The sequence below is a fragment of the Microbaculum marinum genome, from assembly GCF_037855135.1.
Classification (GTDB): domain Bacteria; phylum Pseudomonadota; class Alphaproteobacteria; order Rhizobiales; family Tepidamorphaceae; genus Microbaculum; species Microbaculum marinum.
Window position 1 is genome coordinate 463,871 of record NZ_JAZHOF010000004.1, and the last position, 19,370, is coordinate 483,240.

The 19,370-nt window shown below is 66.9% G+C and carries 17 protein-coding genes; 6 read left to right on the plus strand and 11 right to left on the minus strand.

Annotated elements, in window-relative coordinates; all coding sequences use genetic code 11:
* Positions 1-46: 46 nt before the first annotated feature.
* The 5 genes from chrA to petA all read right to left on the minus strand — a co-directional run bounded on the left by chrA (position 47) and on the right by petA (position 5,089).
* Positions 47-1,450: a chromate efflux transporter gene (chrA, locus tag V3328_RS12210; RefSeq protein ID WP_340329935.1), complete on the minus strand. Its 1,404-nt coding sequence runs from the start codon at positions 1,448-1,450 to the stop codon at positions 47-49.
* Positions 1,451-1,660: 210 nt separating this feature from the next.
* Positions 1,661-2,242, minus strand: a complete 582-nt coding sequence (locus tag V3328_RS12215) for an NADPH-dependent FMN reductase (protein ID WP_340329936.1) — start codon at positions 2,240-2,242, stop codon at positions 1,661-1,663.
* Between the two features lie 130 nt (positions 2,243-2,372).
* Positions 2,373-3,188, minus strand: coding sequence for a cytochrome c1 (locus V3328_RS12220; protein ID WP_340329937.1), 816 nt, complete (start codon positions 3,186-3,188; stop codon positions 2,373-2,375).
* A 16-nt stretch (positions 3,189-3,204) separates the two neighbouring features.
* Entirely contained in the window at positions 3,205-4,488 is a 1,284-nt protein-coding gene (locus V3328_RS12225; protein WP_340329938.1) for a cytochrome b, read from the minus strand.
* A 25-nt stretch (positions 4,489-4,513) separates the two neighbouring features.
* Entirely contained in the window at positions 4,514-5,089 is a 576-nt protein-coding gene (petA, locus tag V3328_RS12230; RefSeq protein WP_340329939.1) for a ubiquinol-cytochrome c reductase iron-sulfur subunit, read from the minus strand.
* Between the two features lie 206 nt (positions 5,090-5,295).
* Here petA and V3328_RS12235 point away from each other — a divergent pair, with 206 nt between their 5' ends.
* Complete coding sequence (locus tag V3328_RS12235) at positions 5,296-5,787, plus strand: tRNA (cytidine(34)-2'-O)-methyltransferase (protein ID WP_340329940.1); 492 nt, start codon at positions 5,296-5,298, stop codon at positions 5,785-5,787.
* Between the two features lie 8 nt (positions 5,788-5,795).
* On the opposite strand, the gene V3328_RS12240 is transcribed toward V3328_RS12235, so the two are convergent.
* A complete protein-coding gene (locus V3328_RS12240; RefSeq protein WP_340329941.1) occupies positions 5,796-7,640 on the minus strand; it encodes an ABC transporter ATP-binding protein in 1,845 nt (614 codons plus the stop codon).
* Positions 7,641-7,940: 300 nt separating this feature from the next.
* Between V3328_RS12240 and hemF the strand changes: the two genes are divergently transcribed.
* Positions 7,941-8,834, plus strand: a complete 894-nt coding sequence (hemF, locus tag V3328_RS12245; RefSeq protein WP_340329942.1) for an oxygen-dependent coproporphyrinogen oxidase — start codon at positions 7,941-7,943, stop codon at positions 8,832-8,834.
* A 3-nt stretch (positions 8,835-8,837) separates the two neighbouring features.
* Here the strand turns inward: hemF and V3328_RS12250 are convergent, their stop codons facing one another.
* The 4 genes from V3328_RS12250 to V3328_RS12265 are packed head-to-tail and all read right to left on the minus strand — an operon-like array spanning position 8,838 to position 11,659.
* A complete protein-coding gene (locus tag V3328_RS12250; RefSeq protein WP_340329943.1) occupies positions 8,838-10,085 on the minus strand; it encodes a CCA tRNA nucleotidyltransferase in 1,248 nt (415 codons plus the stop codon).
* On the minus strand, positions 10,082-10,345 hold the full coding sequence (locus V3328_RS12255; RefSeq protein WP_340329944.1) for a DUF6111 family protein: 264 nt from the start codon (positions 10,343-10,345) through the stop codon (positions 10,082-10,084). Before V3328_RS12255 ends, V3328_RS12250 begins: the two co-directional genes overlap by 4 nt.
* A complete protein-coding gene (locus V3328_RS12260; RefSeq protein ID WP_340329945.1) occupies positions 10,345-11,052 on the minus strand; it encodes a CoA pyrophosphatase in 708 nt (235 codons plus the stop codon). Before V3328_RS12260 ends, V3328_RS12255 begins: the two co-directional genes overlap by 1 nt.
* 31 nt (positions 11,053-11,083) lie before the next feature.
* A complete protein-coding gene (locus V3328_RS12265) occupies positions 11,084-11,659 on the minus strand; it encodes a DUF1285 domain-containing protein (protein WP_340330059.1) in 576 nt (191 codons plus the stop codon).
* A gap of 225 nt (positions 11,660-11,884) precedes the next feature.
* Here V3328_RS12265 and V3328_RS12270 point away from each other — a divergent pair, with 225 nt between their 5' ends.
* From V3328_RS12270 to V3328_RS12285, 4 genes are read left to right on the plus strand one after another with little or no spacing between them, the layout of a single operon-like run.
* Positions 11,885-12,901 (plus strand): AAA family ATPase, encoded by a 1,017-nt coding sequence (locus tag V3328_RS12270; RefSeq protein WP_340329946.1) that lies wholly within the window; start codon positions 11,885-11,887, stop codon positions 12,899-12,901.
* A gap of 6 nt (positions 12,902-12,907) precedes the next feature.
* Complete coding sequence (locus tag V3328_RS12275; protein WP_340329947.1) at positions 12,908-13,882, plus strand: DUF58 domain-containing protein; 975 nt, start codon at positions 12,908-12,910, stop codon at positions 13,880-13,882.
* Complete coding sequence (locus tag V3328_RS12280; RefSeq protein ID WP_340329948.1) at positions 13,879-16,704, plus strand: DUF4159 domain-containing protein; 2,826 nt, start codon at positions 13,879-13,881, stop codon at positions 16,702-16,704. Before V3328_RS12275 ends, V3328_RS12280 begins: the two co-directional genes overlap by 4 nt.
* 1 nt (position 16,705) lies before the next feature.
* The gene (locus V3328_RS12285; protein ID WP_340329949.1) at positions 16,706-18,775 is read left to right on the plus strand and encodes a hypothetical protein; all 2,070 of its coding nucleotides are present in this window, start codon (positions 16,706-16,708) and stop codon (positions 18,773-18,775) included.
* Here V3328_RS12285 and V3328_RS12290 read toward each other — a convergent pair.
* Entirely contained in the window at positions 18,772-19,329 is a 558-nt protein-coding gene (locus tag V3328_RS12290) for a GNAT family N-acetyltransferase (protein ID WP_340329950.1), read from the minus strand. The two genes, V3328_RS12285 and V3328_RS12290, sit on opposite strands and share 4 nt — an antisense overlap.
* Between the last annotated feature and the right edge of the window lie 41 nt (positions 19,330-19,370).

Below are 19,370 nucleotides of genomic sequence, written 5' to 3' on the forward strand. Positions count from 1 at the left end.
GCAGCAGTGCCAGCAAACCGGGCCGAAAGCCGCGCTGACGAGCCCCCTACAGGCCGGCGGACCACAGCAGGACACCTGCCAGCGCCGCACCGGCGAGTACCCAGCCCATGCCGAGCCGCAGCACGAACACCGCGACGATCGCGGCGACGGTCAGGAGGGCGGCAACCGGATCGAGCGTATCGGGCACAGGCAGGTCGAGCGACAGGCCGAATCCGCGAAAGGTCGTCACCTCGCCGAACAGGACATGCAGCGAGAACCAGATCGACAGGTTGAGGATGACACCGACGACCGCGGCGGTGATGGTTGCCAGCGCGGCCGACAGGGCGCGGTTGCCGCGCAGCCGCTCGACATACGGCGCGCCGAGGAAGATCCAGAGAAAACAGGGGGTGAAGGTCACCCAGGTCGTGAGCAGTGCGCCGAGAGTCCCGGCAAGCAGCGGCGGCAGTCCCGTCGCTTCGCGGAACGCAGCCAGGAAGCCGACGAACTGTGTGACCATGATCAGCGGTCCCGGCGTCGTTTCCGCAAGGCCCAGGCCATCGAGCATCTCGCCGGGGGCAAGCCATCCGAACGTCTGCACGGCGGCCTGTGCCACCCATGCAAGGACCGCATAGGCGCCGCCGAAGGTGACCACCGCCAGCATCGAGAAGAAGGTCGCGATCTCGGTAAATACGTTGTCCGCGCCGAGCAGGGCGAGCAGAGCCGCAGGCGGCACGAGCCACAGCACCAGGAACGTGGCGGCGATGCGCAGGCTCCAGCCACGGTCGGCCTTCGCGTGGGCAGGGACATCCAGTCCCAGTACGGTGTCGGCGTCCTCCACGTGCTGGCCGACCTGCCCGTGTCCGCCACCGGCGCTGAAGGAGCCGACGCCCATGCGGCCGCCGACATAGCCGATCAGACCCGCAGCGGCGACGATCACCGGAAACGGAACATCGAAGCCGTAGATCGCAACCAGCGAAGCAGCCGCGATCGCCATCATGGTACCGTTCCTCAAGGCGCGCCGGCCGATCCTGACGACCGCCTGCAGCACGATCGCGAGCACCGCCGCCTTCAGGCCGAAGAACAGCGCCTCGATCGGGGCTAGTTCGCCGTAGACGGCATAGATCATGCTCAGCGCGAGGATCGAAAGAGCGCCCGGCAACACGAACAGCACGCCGGCGATGATGCCGCCGAGCGTGCGGTTGAGCAGCCAGCCGATGTAGATGGCGAGTTGCTGGGCCTCCGGACCGGGCAGCAGCATGCAGAAATTCAGCGCATGCAGGAACCGCGTGTCGCCGATCCAGCGCTTTTCCTCGACGAGCACCTGGTGCATCAGGGCGATCTGACCCGCCGGACCGCCGAAACTCATCGCCGCGATGCGCCCCCAGGCCCGGATGGCCTCCCCCAGAGGCACCACGTCACCGATGCGCGACGTCCCACCTGTAGCTGCTGACGTCTGCAATTGATCCGCCATCGATCCGCCCTCCCGATGCAGGTGACAGCGGGTTTCGACCTTTCCGTTGTCGTCCGGACATAGAGCGTATCGCAGATGACAGGGCCGTGACGATCACTTCACCGGCGTTGGCAAATCGTGCCGGCAGCAACAGGGACAGCACCGGCGAGGATCCGCGCGAGCGATCGCAACCGCGAGCAGCCCGTCAGCCCACTGCAATTAAAAGGCAAATCAGTATGGCAGCGGGCCTTCGGCGCGCTTTGCGGCAAGGGCTTCGGCGTACCATTCGAATTCGTCGATGAACCGGTCAGCGGCCTTGTCGATCCAGCCTTCGCTCGGCGTGCCGTCGTCGGCCAGGGCCTTTCCGATCGACGGAATCGCCAGGACGGACGGCAGGCTCGGCATGCCGAGTTCGGCCAGGACGGTCCTGAGCGTCACGGCCGCGCGCACGCCTCCGAAACGGCCGGCCGAATAGGACACGATCGTCGACGGGCGCCAGAAATACTCCTCCAGGAAGTGGTCCAACAGGTTCTTCAGCGCCGGCGGCACGCTTTGATTGTACTCGGCCGTGACGATCACGAAGCCGTCCGCCCGGCGGTAGAGGGCGGCAAGCTCCTCGAGAACAGGCGGCGCCTCTCCCTTGGAATATTCCTTGTACATGCGGTCGAGGAGAGGAAGTTGCTTCTCGAGCGGATCGACCAGGACGACCTCGTGACCACGCGCTTCCAGTTTGCCGACGATATAGCGCGCAGCCTTGATACCCTGGCGTTCGGACCGGACAGAGCCGAGGATTACAGGAAATACGAGACCCATGGACGACCCCCTCCCTTTCCGCCATGCCGCTGCAGCGTAGGGCGAACTCCCACCCTCGAAAAGCCGCAGATACAAAAAAGGGGCCGGAAGCCGGCCCCTTTATCGCCTGCAACGGCGGACTGACGAAGCCTCAATGATCGATGTTGCGCCAGAGCTTCTGCTTGGTGAAGTACAGAAGACCGGCCAGCACGATCAGGAACACCATGACCTGGAAGCCGATCCGCTTGCGCTCCTCGAGCTTCGGCTCGGCCGCCCACATCATGAAGGATGCCACGTCCTTGGAATACTGATCGACCGTCATCGGCGCGCCGTCGGTATATTCCACGACATCGTCGGACAACGGCGGCGCCATCGCGATCTGGTGGCCGGGGAAGTACGGGTTGTAGTACATGCCTTCCCGGATCTCTTCGTGTGCCGGGGGCTCCTCGTAGCCGGTGAGCAGCGAATAGATGTAGTCGGCACCACCTTCCCGGGCCTTGGCCAGCACGGAAAAGTCGGGAGGATAGGCCCCGCTGTTGGAAGCCCGCGCTGCCGCCTCGTTGACGAACGGAGGCGGGAAGCGGTCGGAAGGCTTGCCGGGGCGCTCGAACATGTCGCCGAAGGCATCGGGGCCATCGAGAACCTGGCGCGGGAATTCGGCGGCAAGCACGCGCGCCTGTGCCGGACTGAAGCCGGGTCCGCCCTCCTCGGCCAGGTTGCGGAAAGACAGCAGGTCGAGCGAATGGCAGCCGGAACAGACCTGCTCGTAGACCTTGTAGCCACGCTGGAGTTGGCCCCGGTCGAAGGTTCCGAACGGCCCCTCGAACGTGAAGTTCACCTCCTTCAGTTCGCGCTGCTCCCCCGCCGCACCCGCTGGCATGACAGCGGCCGCGAAAATAACCGCGCCCACGACGGCAGAGGCGGAAACGTGCGCGAGGCTCATGATGTCGATCTTGGTCTTTGTCATCGATCTTCCCCCGCCCTCAACCTCTGCTCTCCGGAGCGGACGCCGCAGCCGCCGCCGCAGACGCGCCGCCGCCGTGCCCGTGCTTGGCCAGCACCGATTCGGAGATCGACGCGGGCAAGGGCTTGGTCCGCTCGAATATGCCGAGCAGCGGCAGGATCACCAGGAAGTGGAGGAAGTAGTAGGCCGTGAGGATCCGCGAGGCGATGACGTAGCCGCCCTCCGGAGGCTTGGCGCCGAGGTAGCCGAGGCCGATGCAGACGATCACCAGGATCCAGAAGAACTGCCGGTACAGGGGCCGGAAGGCCGCCGACTTGACCCGCGACGTATCGAGCCACGGCAGGATGAACAGCACAGCAATAGCACCGAACATTGCGATGACGCCGCCGAGCTTGTCGGGAATCGCCCGCAGGATCGCGTAGAAGGGCAGGAAGTACCATTCGGGCACGATGTGGGCGGGCGTCACCAGCGGGTTCGCGGGAATGTAGTTGTCGGTATGGCCGAGATAGTTCGGCATGTAGAACACGAACGCCGCGTAGAACACCAGAAACACGATGATCGCGAAGAAGTCCTTCACGGTGTAGTACGGGTGGAACGGTACGGTATCCTTGTCCGACTTCACCTCGACGCCGGTCGGGTTGTTGTTGCCCGGCACGTGCAGCGCCCAGATATGCAGGAACACCACGGCCGCGAGCACGAACGGCAGCAGGTAGTGCAGCGCGTAGAACCGGTTGAGCGTCGGATTGCCGACCGCGAAGCCGCCCCACAGCCATTCCACGATCGGCGTACCGACCAAGGGGATGGCGCTGAACAGGTTGGTGATCACCGTCGCGCCCCAGAAGCTCATCTGGCCCCACGGCAGCACGTAGCCCATGAAGGCGGTCGCCATCATGATCAGCAGGATCACGACACCGATCATCCACAGCAGCTCGCGCGGCGCCTTGTAGGAGCCGTAGTACAGCCCGCGGAAGATGTGGATGTAGACGGCGATGAAGAAGAACGAGGCGCCGTTGGCGTGCATGTAGCGCAGCAGCCAGCCGTAGTTCACGTCGCGCATGATCTGCTCGACGCTGTTGAAGGCCATGTCGACCTGCGCCGTGTAGTGCATCGCAAGGACGATGCCGGTGATGATCTGGATGCCCAGGAACAGCGTCAGGATCCCGCCGAAGGTCCAGAAGTAGTTCAGGTTCTTCGGCGTGGGGTAATCCACCGCGTTGGACTGCATGGTGCTGATGATCGGCAGCCTCGTGTCGATCCAGCGCACCACGGGATTCTTGTAATGAATGGTCGAGTGCCCGCTCATCGTCTTCTGCTTCTGCCCCCCGGACCTAGCCGACGCGAACAAGCGTGTCGGAAACGAATTCGTAGACCGGCACGTCGAGATTGCGCGGCGCCGGCCCCTTGCGGATCCGGCCGGCCGAATCGTAGTGCGATCCGTGGCACGGACAGAACCATCCGTCATAGTCGCCCTGCTCACCGAGCGGGACGCAGCCCAGGTGCGTGCAGACGCCGACCATCAGCAGCCATTCCGGCCGCGACTCGCCCCGGCCGTGCGCGCGGTTTGCGTCGGTCGCCGTGTCCTCGGCCGGCAGGTTCGCGTTGCGCGCCAGCGGATCCGGCAGGTCCTCGACCGGGAAGGCCTCGGCCTCCTCGATCTCCTGCTCGGTACGGTGCCGGATGAAGACCGGCTTGCCGCGCCACATCACGGTGAGGCTCTGGCCCACTTCGATGGAACTGATGTCGACCTCGATCGACGCCAGCGCCTGGACGCTCGCATCCGGGTTCATCTGGTCGATGAACGGCCAGGCAACGGCTACGGCGCCGACCGCCGTGACTGCTCCCGTTGCGATGTAGAGGAAATCCCTGCGCGTGGGTTCTTGAGTGTCCGTATGGGCGTGCGCCACGTCCAAATCCCCGATATCGTATTGCGGACTGCCGCCCGATCGTCCGGCTGCTCGGGCTTGTCAAAGCCGCCCGGTAGCCGCAACCGGGAGCGCTCGCCGGGTGGGCGAACGGGCATCCTTTTTGCACTCTTGACCGAAGTTGTCCAGCGCACCCGGGGGGGAGGTGTCCAATTGTCGCGAATGTTTCCAGAAAAGGCCGTTTCCCATTGATCCGACTTGCCCTCTACCAGCCGGATATCCCGCAAAATGCGGGCACGCTGATGCGTCTGGGCGCCTGCCTCGACGTCACCGTCGAGATCATCGAACCGGCTGGATTTCCCGTCTCGGAGCGGGCGTTTCGCCGCGCCGGCATGGACTATCTCGATCAGGTGTCGCTGGTCCGTCACGTGTCTTTCGCCGATTTCGCGCGCGAATTGACCTCAGAGGACCGGCGGATGGTGCTGTTGACCACGAGATCGACGGTTTCCTACGCCGATTTCCACTTCCGCCCCACGGATACGCTGCTGGTTGGGCGGGAGAGTTCCGGCGTCCCCGACAAGGTGCATGAGGCGGCGGATGCCCGAATCGCCGTCCCCATGAAGCGCGGGCTGCGATCCCTGAACGTCGCCGTCGCCGCTGCGATGGTGCTGGGCGAGGCGCTGCGGCAGACGGGAGGATTTCCGGCCGGCGGTCCTGCGACCGCCGGCCGGGCTTCGTGACGAGGCCGTCAGGCGACCTCCGGCTCCATTTCGCCGAGGAAGCCGCCCGACTGGCGCTGCCACAGGCGGGCGTAGATGCCGCCTCTGGCGATCAGCTCGGCATGGCTGCCGGTCTCGACGATACGGCCGGCCTCCATCACCACCAGCCGGTCCATCCGGGCGATGGTGGAGAGCCGGTGGGCGATCGCGATCACCGTCTTGCCGTCCATCAGCGCCTCCAGGTCCTCCTGGATCGCCGCCTCGATTTCCGAGTCGAGCGCCGAGGTCGCCTCGTCGAGGACCAGGATCGGCGCGTCCTTGAGGAGGACCCGGGCGATCGCGATCCGCTGGCGCTGCCCGCCGGACAGCTTCACGCCCCTCTCCCCGACATGGGCGTCGAGACCGCGCCGGCCGTGGAGATCGACGAGATCCGGCACGAACCCGTCCGAATGGGACCGTCTCAGCGCCGCCCAGATCGCCGCGTCGTCCGCCTCGGGCGCGCCGTAGCGGACGTTGTCGCGCACCGAGCGGTGCAGCAGCGAGGTGTCCTGCGTCACCACGCCGATCGCCCCGCGCAGGCTTTCCTGGCTCACCGCCGCGATATCCTGGCCGTCGATCAGCACACGGCCGGATTCCACGTCGTGGAACCTGAGCAGCAGGTTGACCAGCGTCGACTTGCCGGCGCCCGAGCGTCCGACAAGGCCGACCCGCTCGCCGGGCCGCACGCTCAGCGACAGGTCGTCGATCACGCCGCCGGTGCGGCCATAGTGGAACGACACCCGCTCGAAGGTGATGCCGCCGCGGTCGACGACGAGTTCGCCGGCCCCCGGTGCGTCCACCACCGCGTAGGGCCGCGAGATCGACTCCATGCCTTCGGCGACCGTGCCGAGGTTCTCGAAGATCCCCGTCACCACCCACATGATCCAGCCCGACATCGCGTTGATGCGCATGACCAGGCCGGCAGCGAGCGCCACCGCACCGATGGTGATCGCGCTGCCCTGCCACAGCCACAGGCCCATTCCGAGCGTCGTGGCGATGAGCAGGCCGTTGATGATCACCAGAGCGAGGTTCATCGCCGTGATCTGGCGCATCATCGCCCGGAACTTTCCGGTGTGGTCGACGATCGCCTCGCGGGCGTACTCGTCCTCGCGTTCGGCGTGGGCGAACAGCTTCACCGTCATGATGTTGGTGTAGCTGTCGACGATGCGGCCCGTCAGCATCGAGCGGGCGTCCGACATCACCGTCGCGTGGTGCTTCACCTTCGGCACGAAGTGCCAGAGAATGACGACGTAGGCGACGATCCACACCATCAGCGGCACCGCCAGCCAGATATCGGCTTCGGCGAACAGGAACAGCGCACTGGCCGAGTAGACGGTCACGTACCACAGCGCGTCGATCAGGCTGACCACCGCCTCGCGCAGCGCCGGTCCGGTCTGGATGATCCGGTTGGCGAGGCGGCCGGCGAAGTCGTTCTGAAAGAAGCCGAGGCTCTGCCGCAGCAGGTAGCGATGCGTCTGCCAGCGGATCAGGTTGGTCAGGCTCGGCTCGACCGACTGGTGCACCAGAAGCAGATGCAACGCGTTGGCGATCGGTCGCACGAGCACCGCGACCGCCGCCATCCACAGGAAGGTGGTTCCGTAATCGGCGAATAGTCGATCGGGCGGCGTCTCTTTCAGTATGTCGACGATCTGTCCGATGAAATTGAACAGACTGACCTCGATCAGCGCGACGCCGGCCGAAACGACCAGCAGCGGCGTCAGGACCGGCCAGGCCTGCTGCACGTAGTGCCACATGAACGCGACAAGCCGGTTCGGCGGTCGCTGCTGGCGGCCGTTCGCAAGAGGATCGACAAAGGACTCGAAGAGGGCAAACATCGGAGGGCTCCGGACAATCGGTGGAAGTGAGAAGGACACACCGAGAGCGGAGCGCGCGGGCCGCGAATGGGGCCCGGTAGCCGGTCAGCGGTGCGTCAATGCGGTCGCATGACGCCGATAAGCATTCTGGTCTCCAGAGATGTTGCTGGCATGATCGCCACCGTCCGGGGGTTCGGACCAGGCGGCGAACGGCGTTCCTATACCGCAAGGTCAGGCGAATTGCACCCCCGGTTCGTCCGAACGGGCCGCGGTGTTGCCGGTTGGTCACGTTTGGCGTAGGAGCGGCGCGCGGAGGAGCCGATGCCTGCAAACGAAGACACGCTGGAAAGCCGCAAGGCCAGAGCACGCGAGTGGTTCGAGACCCTGCGCGACCGGATTTGCGCCGCCTTCGAGGCGATCGAGGACGATCTCCCTGCCGGAACGCTCCTGTCCGACCGGCCTGCGGGCCGGTTCGCGCGCAAGCCCTGGCAACGCAGGGACCATACCGGCACGGACGGCGGCGGCGGCGTCATGTCGACCATGAACGGTCGCGTGTTCGAAAAGGTCGGCGTGCACTGTTCCACGGTTCACGGCGAGTTCGCCCCGGAGTTCCGCGACCAGATCCCAGGCGCATCCGATGACCCGCGCTTCTGGGCCAGCGGCATCTCGCTGATCGCCCATCCGCACAATCCCAACGTGCCGGCGGTCCACATGAACACGCGCTTAGTGGTGACCACCAGGGCGTGGTTCGGCGGCGGAGCCGACCTCACCCCGGTGCTCGACCGGCGCCGGACGCAGGAAGACCCGGACACGGACGCGTTTCACCGGGCCATGCGGACGGCATGCGAGGCGAACGGCAGGGACTGGCAGGAATACAAGGACTGGTGCGACCGCTATTTCTGGCTCGCCCACCGCCAGGAGCCGCGCGGCGTCGGCGGCATCTTCTACGACTACGTCGACACCGGCGACTGGGAGGCCGATTTCGCCTTCACGCGGTCCGTGGGAGAAGCCTTCCGGGACATCTATCCGGCACTGGTCCGGCGCAATTTCGCCAGCCCCTGGACGGCGGAGGATCGCGAGGAGCAACTGATACGGCGCGGGCGTTACGTCGAGTTCAACCTGCTCTACGACCGCGGCACGGTGTTCGGGCTGAAGACGGGCGGCAATGTCGAGTCCATCCTCTCCTCCATGCCGCCTGTAGTGAAGTGGCCCTGAACCTTATTGATTGGCAGCGGCGGCCCGGGCGAGGAGTTCGTCGCGCCGCAGCGAAAAATCCGACTCAATCCATTCCGTCTCCAGACGGGAGATGATCGCGCCGATCGCGGGTCCTGCAGGGATTCCCAGCGCCACGATATCGGCCCCCTTCACCGGCAGCTGCGGCACGGGCCACCGATCGGGCAACGCGCGCAGCGCCCGCCACTCCGGATCGTCGGCCGCCATTCCTGATCGGGCGAAAGCCAGTGTTGCGCGGTCGCGGTAGGTCTGCGCGCCCTGTCGATAGAGCAGGGCCTTGCGGACGGCTTCGCTGAGGTGCGGTCCGACATGCCACCAGCCGGCGGCGGCGGCCTGAAGCCGGTGGCGTTGCGCATTCGACAGCCGCAGCCGGTCCGAAATCCGCTCCGCGTCCTCGGGAATCGCTATCGCGACTGCGGCAAGGCGCATGAGCGCATCGGGAGGGGAAGCCTCCGCCGCCTCGACGGCCACCTCCCGTTCGAGGCTCCCGATATAGGCGACTCCTCCGGTTACCAGGCCGAGGATGCCGCAATCGGCCATCACCTCGACCGTCGCGGCGGCCCCGGGCGCAACGAGCAGCCGCAGCAGTTCCTGGCGGAGTCGTTCGCCGGACAGGCCAAGCACGCCCAGACGCTGGCGGATCGCGGCGGCGAGACCGTCGGCGTCCGGTGCGCCGTGGCCGAACTGCGCGTGGAACCGGAAGAACCGCAGGATTCTGAGGAAGTCCTCACGGATCCGGGCTTCCGGATCGCCGATGAAGCGCACGCGCCTCGCCATCAGGTCCGGGTAGCCGCCGACCCAGTCGTAGAGCCGCCCGTCCCGATCCGCGTAGAGCGCGTTCATGGTGAAGTCGCGCCGGCGCGCATCCTCCTCCCACGCGGCGCCGAAGGCCACCGTCGCGTGCCTGCCGTGCGTTTCGACATCGTGGCGCAGCGTCGTGACCTCGAACGGGCGCCCGTCCGACACGACCGTCATGGTGCCGTGTGCGACGCCCGTCGGCACGGCCTTCAGCCCGGCGGCAGTCGCAAGTCTGTCGACCTCATCCGTCGATCCTGTCGTCGCAAGATCGACATCGCCGCGGGGATGCCCCAGAATCGCGTCGCGTACCGCGCCTCCGACGACCCGCGTCTCGACGCCGTGCGTGTTCAGCGCGGCGATCACCTTCACCAGGGCCGGTTCCCGCAGCCAGCCGGTATCCCAGTCGATGTCGAGGACCGGCGTCGCCTCGCTCACTCTATGTTTCCGGGCTGGATCCGTCCGTCGCGCAATTCGGCCGGCTTGTACGTCGCCTCGGGCGGTGCGCCGGTGAAGGTGGCGGTGAGCAGAAAACCGATGATCGTCAGCACCAGGCCCAGGATCACCAGCCAGTAGATCGGACTGCGCTCCCAGGATTCGCGGCGCATCGGGTCGAGGCGCGAAAAGTAGAGATACATGGCGTATCCCGCGAACGGCAGCAGGAACAGGAAGAGCTGCAGCGCCACTACTCGTGCCATTATCTGTAGACCCGATTGTAGAGGTTGCGGACGATCCCCGCCGTCGCCCCCCAGATGTGATTGCCATCGTAGGGCATGGCGTAGAAATGGCGCTCATGGCCGCGGAAGACCCGGCTGCGCCGCTCGTGATTGGTGGGCGTCATGAGAAACACCAGAGGCACCTCGAACACCGCAGCCACCTCGTTGTCATCGATATCCAGCTGGTATCCCGGCTCGACGATACCGACGACCGGAACGATACGGAATCCGGTCCCCGTCTGGTACAGGTCGAGGTAGCCCAGCGGCTCGACCTGATCGGGCTTCAGCCCGATCTCCTCCTCCGTTTCACGCAGCGCCGCGGCCAACGGCGTCGGATCGATGCCTTCGATCTTGCCCCCGGGAAACGCCACCTGCCCCGCGTGTGCTGTCAGGTGATCCGTGCGGCGCGTCAGGATGACCGTGGCGCCGTCTTCGTGCGCCACCACCGGGATCAGGACGGCGGCTCTTCGCGGCGGTCCCTTGTGAAACACGTCGACCGGAAGGCCGGCGTTCAGGTCATGGTCGCCGACGTCCGGCGGAAGGTGGGCATTCAGATCGCCTTCGGGCGGTGCCCGCCGCAGTCGCTCCTTGGCAAGTCCCCGGAAGGCGTCCGGCAGGAACAGTGCAGGGGTGGGACTTCCCACCTTCGATTTCGCCAATGCATCCATTTGCGCGATCTGTCCGCTCATTGCATTCATGGTCGTGCCGATCAGGCCCGATTCAGTTGGACCCGGCCAGAGTTGCCGCCGGAGCCATCGGAAAGAACTCGCCGCCGCTTCGGATGCCGAACATTTTCTGGCCGTCCACGACCTCTTCTTCGCCGAGTTCTACCAGATCATAGAACACCGGGCGCGCCACCAATGCCTCCAGACGGCCGCGCACCAGCACGTACGGCTTCAGGCCGTCGGAGCCTGCTTCCTCCTCGAACCGAAGGGGGTGGGCGTGATCCACCTCGACGTAATCGTCGACATTCGTCCTGAACCCGATGCGCCGCTGCCGTCCCTCCCCTTCCACAGCCATTTCGACTGCCAGGAAGGGGGCGTCGTCGACGGTGATGCCGATCTTCTCGACTGGCGTGACCAGGTAGGTCTTGCCGTCGTCGTCCTTGCGAAGGACCGACGAGAACAGCTTGACCAGCCGTTTCCGGCCGATCGGCGAACCCAGGTAGAACCAGGTGCCGTCGCGGGCGATGCGCATGTCCAGATCGCCGCAGAATTCCGGATTCCATTTCTCGACGGGGGGAATTCCGCGTCCGCCCGACGCCCGCGCCGCTTCCTCCAGCGAGGCCAGGCCCATTGCCGTGGATCCCGGCCGCGCATCCGAATCGGCAGTATTTTGAGTCTTGGCTCGCGATGGTGAGGTCATAGTTTCGCCCATCTCCCCCGGCCAGATCGTTTGTTGTGCAGAGAACGTGCAATTGATGACCGTTTGCACCGGAATATCGTCGGCGGCGAAACAATCACGCTGCTGTGAGCACACTCCACTTCCAGCCCGGCTCCAATGGGCCATATAGTCGAGGCTATGAGCGCGATCAATCAGACCACCCAAGCCACCGACCGACCCGACGAGGATATCGTAGCTGCCGCCGATGCCACCGCGGCGCACCTCAGGGTTGTCCGCGAAGCAATCGGCACCGTCATTTTCGGGCAGGAAGATGTCGTCGAGAAAGCACTGGTGACTGTGCTTGCCGGAGGCCATGCCCTGCTGGTCGGTGTACCGGGCCTCGCCAAGACGAAGCTCGTCGAGACCATGGGCACCGTCCTCGGCCTCGACGCCCGCCGCATCCAGTTCACGCCGGACCTGATGCCCTCCGACATTCTCGGCGCCGAAGTGCTGGAGGAGTCGCCGGGCGGCGGCAGGTCGTTCCGGTTCATCCGGGGGCCGATCTTCTCTCAGCTGCTGATGGCCGACGAGATCAACCGCGCCAGCCCGCGCACCCAGTCGGCGCTGTTGCAGGCAATGCAGGAGCACCACGTCACGGTCGCCGGCGCCCGACACGACCTGCCCCGCCCCTTCCACGTCCTTGCCACCCAGAACCCGCTGGAACAGGAAGGCACTTATCCCTTGCCGGAAGCCCAGCTCGACCGGTTCCTGATGCAGGTCGACGTGGGCTATCCGGACATGGAGTCCGAGCGGCGGATGCTGTTCGAGACGACCGGCGATGCCGAAGCGGCAATCAAGCGCGTCATGGATGCTGACGAACTGATGGCCGCACAGCGGCTGGTGCGGCGGATGCCGGTCGGCGAGTCGGTCGTCGACGCCATCCTCAGGCTGGTTCGCGCGGCCAGGCCCGGCGAAGGCGACGAGATTGTCGATTCACAGATCGCCTGGGGCCCGGGGCCGCGCGCCAGTCAGGCGCTCATGCTGACGGTGCGCGCCCGGGCTCTGGTCCAGGGACGGCTCGCGCCATCGGTGGACGATGTCGTCGCCCTTGCCCGCCCCGTGCTGCAGCATCGTATGGCCACCACCTTCGCCGCCCGCGCTGACGGCGTCGACGTCGGGTCGATCATCGCCCGTTTCGTCGAGAAAGTGGGCTAGGTCACCTTGGCCGTCGCCGGCCCGGAACTGGTTCTGACTGCTCCGGATTCGAAGGATCTCGGACGTGAGGCATCGGCCCTGTCGGCGCGGATGCCGGACTTGCTGATGCAGGCGCGGCTCGTCTCCAACACGGTTGCCCATGGCATCCACGGCCGCCGCCGGGCCGGTCCCGGCGAGACCTTCTGGCAGTTCCGGCGGTTCCAGTCCGGCGAGCCGGCCCGGCGCGTCGACTGGCGCCGCTCCGCCCGCGACGATCTGCTGTATGTTCGCGAGAAGGAATGGGAAGCCTCCCACACGGTCTGGATCTGGATCGACCGGTCGCCGTCCATGTATTTCAGTTCCAGCCTGGCGCCTTGCCGGAAGATCGACCGGGCCGTCGTCATGGCCCTCGCCCTGACCGATCTGCTGATCCGCGGCGGCGAGCGCGTCGGTATCGTCGGATTGTTGCGGCCGACAGCACAGCGTCATGCCCTCGAGCGCGCCGCCGTCGCGATTGCGCGTGCACCTGTTAGTGACGATTCCCTGCCGGACGCGGCGCCGTTCGGGCGATTTTCCGAGTTCATCGCCATCGGCGACTTCCTCGAACCGCTCTCCGACCTCGAGCCGGCGCTGACCGGCATCGCTGCCCGCCGGGTCCACGGACACCTGGCCCAGGTTCTCGATCCTGTCGAGGAGTCGTTCCCGTTCGCGGGCCGCACCGAATTCCACGACGCGGCAAGCGGCCTCGAATTCGTCGCGGGCCGGGCCGAGACGGTACGGGAGGCCTACCTCGGCCGCATGGCGGCGCGCCGCAGGCGCCTGAAGGCCGTGACCGACCGGATCGGCTGGAGCCAGCTCATCCATCACACCGACCGACCCGCCCAGGAGCCGATCCTGGCGCTGCACGCCCGTTTGTCGGGCGGCGGCGATCCTCGGAGCTTCGGCGCGGCATCTGCAAGCTCGGGCAATCGACCGCGGCAGGACGCGGAGGCGGACGCGTGATTGCCGGCCTTCCCCTGGCGTTTGCCCAGCCGTGGCTGCTGACGGCACTGGTGCTGCTGCCGGCAATCTGGTGGCTTCTGCGCTTCACGCCGCCCCGTCCGGTCCGCGTGGCGTTTCCGCCGACGCGGATCCTGCTGGAAATCGAGCAGCGCGAAGACGCCAAGTCCAGGACTCCCTGGTGGCTGGTGCTGCTGCGGATGTTGATCGCCGCGCTGGTGATCATCGCGCTGGCCCGGCCGATCCTCAATCCGCAGGCGGTCACCGCCGGCGGCGACGGGCCGATACTCGTGGTCGTGGACAACGGCTGGGGTGCCACGCCCAATTGGTCCCGGATTTCCGGAACGGCCGACGAGATTCTCGCCGAAGCCGGCCGCGATGGCAGGCCGTCGCTTCTCGTCGCCACCGCCACCGATGCCGTGATCGGAGAACCGGTGGACTCCGATGCCGCGCGCGAGAAGCTCGCCGGTCTGTCCGTCCAGCCGCACGAACCGGACCGGGCCGCCATCGGCCAGTCCGTGACCGGGGCGGTCGAACGATATGCGATCGGTGAAGTGGTCTGGCTGTCGGACGGCCTCGAATATGGCGACGGAGAGGAATTCGCGTCGGCCCTGGAGGCGGCCGGCGCGGAGACGGTGGAAGTGGCCGTGCCGGAGACCGGCGAGCTTCCGCTCGCCCTTGGACCGGCAGTCAACGAGACCGGCAGCCTCACGGTCAGCGTGTTGCGTGCCGACGCCGATTCGCGGTCCGGCGGGACGATACGCGCCCGCGACCTGAAGGGGCGCGTCATCTCCGAGACCCCTTACGTTTTCGAGCAGGGAGCGGGCCGATCCGAAGCGGCAATCGATCTTCCTGTCGAATTGCGCAACGATATCGCCCGGCTCGAAATCGCCGAGGAGGAAACGGCCGGAGGCGTGCAGCTCCTCGACGATCGCTGGCGCCGGCGCGTCATCGGGCTCGTGTCGGGTGAAACGCGGGAACGGGCCCAGCCGCTGCTCTCGCCGCTCTACTATATCACCCGCGCGCTCGCCCCGTTTGCCGACCTTCGCGAAAGCCCCGACCCCAACCTGGCGGTCGCGATCGATCGCCTGATCCAGGAACGTGTGTCGATCCTCGTCCTCGCCGATATCGGCACCCTGATCGGCGACGCCCACGAGCAGATCGACGAATGGGTCGACGCGGGCGGCGTGCTCGTCCGGTTTGCCGGACCCAGGCTCGCCGGGGCGGACGCCGACTCCCTCGTCCCCGTCGAACTTCGCGGCGGTGACCGTTCGCTTGGCGGCACGCTGTCCTGGAGCGAACCGCAGCCCCTCGCGGCATTTCCCGAAGGCAGCCCGTTTGCGGGACTGCCGGTGCCGCCCGATGTCCGGGTGACGCGCCAGGTCCTGGCCGAACCTTCGATCGATCTGGTGGAGAAGACCTGGGCGAGCCTCGAGGACGGCACGCCGCTCGTCACCGCCATCCGGCATGGCAACGGCTGGATCGTGCTGTTCCACGTGACCGCCGACGCGGCCTGGTCCAACCTGCCGCTCAGCGGCGTCTTCGTGGAGATGCTGCGGCGGATCGTGGACCTCGCGGGCGCCTCCGAAGAAACCGCCGGAGCCTCGCGAGGCGTGCCGGGAGGAATCCTGCGACCGATTCGAACACTCGATGCCACGGGCCTGCTCGGCAGCCCGCCGCCATACGCGCGGCCGATCCCGTCGGCGGAATTCGCCGATGCGCGGCCCGAAAGGGAGCACCCTCCCGGTCTCTATGGCGAACCCGATGCCTTCCGCAGCCTGAATGTCATGGACGAGGGCACCCCCTTTTCGGCGCTCGAAGCGGGAGGCCTGACGGCTTCGACCTATCCTGCAGCAGAGCCCCGTTCAGTCGGACCTTGGCTGCTGGCGGCCGCGGTTCTGCTGCTGATCGCCGACGGCATCGCCGTCTTGATGCTGAGCGGCCGAGGCCTGCACGTCAGGCGAATGCGGCAAGGCGCGACTGCTGCCCTGCTCGCGCTCGCCGTGCTCGGCGCGCCCGCCGACAATCCGGCGCATGCGCAATCGGAGGCCGGGGGCCTCTCGCAGGCCGACCGGATGGCGCTCGAAGCCACGCTGACGACGCGTCTTGCCTACGTACGCACCGGCAACGCCGAAATCGACGAGACCAGTCGTGCCGGCCTGGAGGGACTGACGGCGGTACTGACCGAGCGCACCGCCCTCGAACCGGATTCGCCGATCGGCGTCGACATCGTCACCGACGAACTCGCCTTCTTCCCGCTGCTGTACTGGCCGATCGACTCCGACGCCGAGCCGCCGGCGCCGGAGGTGCTCGCCAAGATCGACGCCTACATGAAGCAGGGCGGCACCATCCTCTTCGACACCCGCGACGAGCTCGAGGCACGCCCCGGCTCGGACGGCTCCGTCGCCGGTCCCGGGATGCTGCGCCTGCGGACGCTGCTGCGCGGACTCGATATTCCTGAGCTGGAACCGGTCCCGGCCGACCACGTCCTGACCAAGGCGTTCTACCTGCTGCAGGATTTCCCGGGACGGTGGGAAGGCGGGCCGCTCTGGGTGGAAGCGGCACTGCGCAACGCCGACGAGGTGTCTCGTCCCGCCCGCAACGCCGACGGCGTTTCCGCGATCATGATCACGTCGAATGACCTCGCCGGCGCGTGGGCCACGGGCGACGACGGCCGGCCGCTCTATCCGGTGGCCCCCGGCGGCGATCTGCAACGCGAGATGGCCTACCGCTCCGGCGTCAACATCGTGATGTACACGCTGACCGGCAACTACAAGGCAGACCAGGTCCACGTGCCTGCCCTGCTGGAACGGCTGGGGCAGTAGGATGACCTGGAGCATCGACCTCGCCCCGCTCATCGACTGGCGGATCATCGCGGTCCTCGCCGTCGGGGCCGCACTCGTTTCGCTGGCCGGACTGCTACGCAGGATGCCGGGGGCCTGGCTCCGAGCGCTCGCGTCCACCCTGCTCGTCCTCGCCCTTCTCGACCCCTCGCTGAAGGAAGAGGACCGGGACGTGCTGCCCGGCGTGGTTGCGGTCGTCGTCGACGGCAGCGCCAGCCAGGGCCTGGCCGAACGCGCTGCGGAAACGGCGGCGGCCCGCGAGGCGCTGGAGGCCCGGCTCGGCCGGCTGCGCAACGTCGAGGCGCGCTGGATCGACGTGACGTCGACGGGAACGGACGGGACCGAGCTGTTCGGGGCGCTGGAGCGCGGGCTGGCGGACATTCCCTCCGACCGGATCGCGGGCGCCGTATTGCTGACCGACGGTCAGGTCCACGACGTTCCCGAACGCGCCGAGCAGCTCGGCTTCAACGCGCCGCTGCATGTTCTGCTCACCGGAAGCGACGACGAGCGCGACCGGCGTCTGGTCGTTCACTCGTCGCCACGCTTCGGCATCGTCGGCGAAGAACAGCCGATCACCTTCCGGGTCGAGGACATCGGCCCGCGCCAGACCTCCGGCCGGCAACGGGCCCGCGTCACCATCTCGCGCGACGGCGAACCGGTCACCGCTATGAACGTCACCCTCGGCGACAACGTTACCGTTCCCGTCGAGATTGCCAACGGCGGGCGCAACATCGTCGAGATCGAGGTGGAGGAAGCCCCCGGTGAACTGACCGCGCTGAACAATCGCGCTGTCATCACCATCGAGGGTATCCGCGACAATCTGCGGGTCCTGCTGGTGTCCGGCGAGCCGCATGCCGGCGAACGGACATGGCGGAACATCCTCAAGTCGGACGCATCCGTCGACCTCGTCCACTTCACCATCCTGCGCCCGCCGGAAAAGCAGGACGGTACGCCGATCTCGCAGCTCTCCCTGATCGCGTTCCCGACGCGCGAACTGTTCTCGGTCAAGATCGACGAGTTCGACCTCATCATCTTCGACCGCTACCAGAGCCGCGGCGTGCTGCCGATACTCTACTACGACAACATTGCCCGCTACGTTGAGGACGGCGGCGCCGTCCTCGTCGCCTCGGGTCCCGAATATGCCGACAACAGCAGCATCTACCGGACCCCGCTGTCCGCGGTTCTTCCCGCCGCTCCGACCGGCAACGTGATCGAAGAGCCCTACCGCGCCGCGCTTTCGGTGGAAGGCGACCGGCACCCGATCACCCGCGATCTCCTGGAAGGGGCCGAAGAGCCCGCCTGGAGCCACTGGTTCCGTCTCATCGATGCCGACATAGAACGCGGCTCGACGCTGATGACCGGGCCCGGAGACCGCCCGCTGCTGGTCGTGGAGCGCGAGGGCGAGGGTCGCGTTGCGCAGATGCTGTCGGATCACTCCTGGCTGTGGGCGCGCGGCTACGAGGGCGGCGGCCCCTACGTGCCGCTGCTGCGCCGGCTCGCCCACTGGCTGATGAAGGAAACCGACCTCGAGGAGGAGGCGCTGATCGCTCAGGGCCGCGGCGACGAGTTGGTGATCGAGCGCCGCACCATGGCGGACACCACCGGCCCGGCCCGGGTCGAGACCCCGACCGGCGCCCAGGTGGAAGTGACGATGGAGGAGGTCGAGCCCGGATTGTGGCAAGGCGAGACGCCGGTGACCGATCTCGGCATATATCGAGTCGAACAGGGCGACCTGCGCACCCTCGCCAATGTCGGGCCGGACAATCCGCGCGAATTCGCCGACGTTCTCTCGACACCCGAAAAACTGGCGCCCGTTGCCGAGGCGACGCGGGGCGGCATTTTCCGGATCGCCCAGGACGGCGACGTCTCGGTACCGCGCGTTCTGCCGATGCGGTCTGCGTCGTCCATGCATGGCAGCGACTGGATGGGACTGGAAACGACGGATGCCTCGATACTACGAGGCGTCCGCGCGGTGCCGCTGCTTGCCGGCCTGTTGGGCCTGGTCCTCCTGCTCGCCGCCCTCACCGCGGCTTGGTACCGCGAAGGCCGCTAACTGTCGCTGCGCGGGCGGGCGCTTGGCGCCGGCCGCGCCATTCCCCGCGCCTCCGCAAGCGCTCCCGGCACCAGTTCCATCGCCAGCAACCGGGCAGGGTCGACCGGGCCCGGGAGCCTGACCTGCCCGGCCGGTATGGGCGCGAATCCGGCCCTTGCGTAGTACGGCGCATCGCCCACGAGGACGACGAGGCGGTGTCCACAGGCCCGCGCCGCCTGCAGCGAGCGGAGCATCAGTGCCAGGCCGATGCCCCTGTTCTTGTGGTCTGGATGGACGACCAGCGGGCCGAGGAACAGGGCCGGGGTGCCGCCGATGGTGATCGGCGACAGCCGCACCGCGCCCGCGGGGCGATTGCCGAGCAGCGCGACGAAACTGAGTTCGGCGATCGGCTCCGTTCCCTCACGGACCCGATAGGCCGTGCGCGCGAAGCGCCCAGGCCCGAATGCCTCGTCCAGCATCGCCTCGATGGCGGGGACATGATCCGGCTGCTCGTTGACGATCAGCGTGGACATGGATGTTGCGGCGTTCGGCGTCACAGGAAGTTCGGCTGTCATGGCGGAGGAGTCCCGATTGTTCTCTCGGGCGTCCCATGACC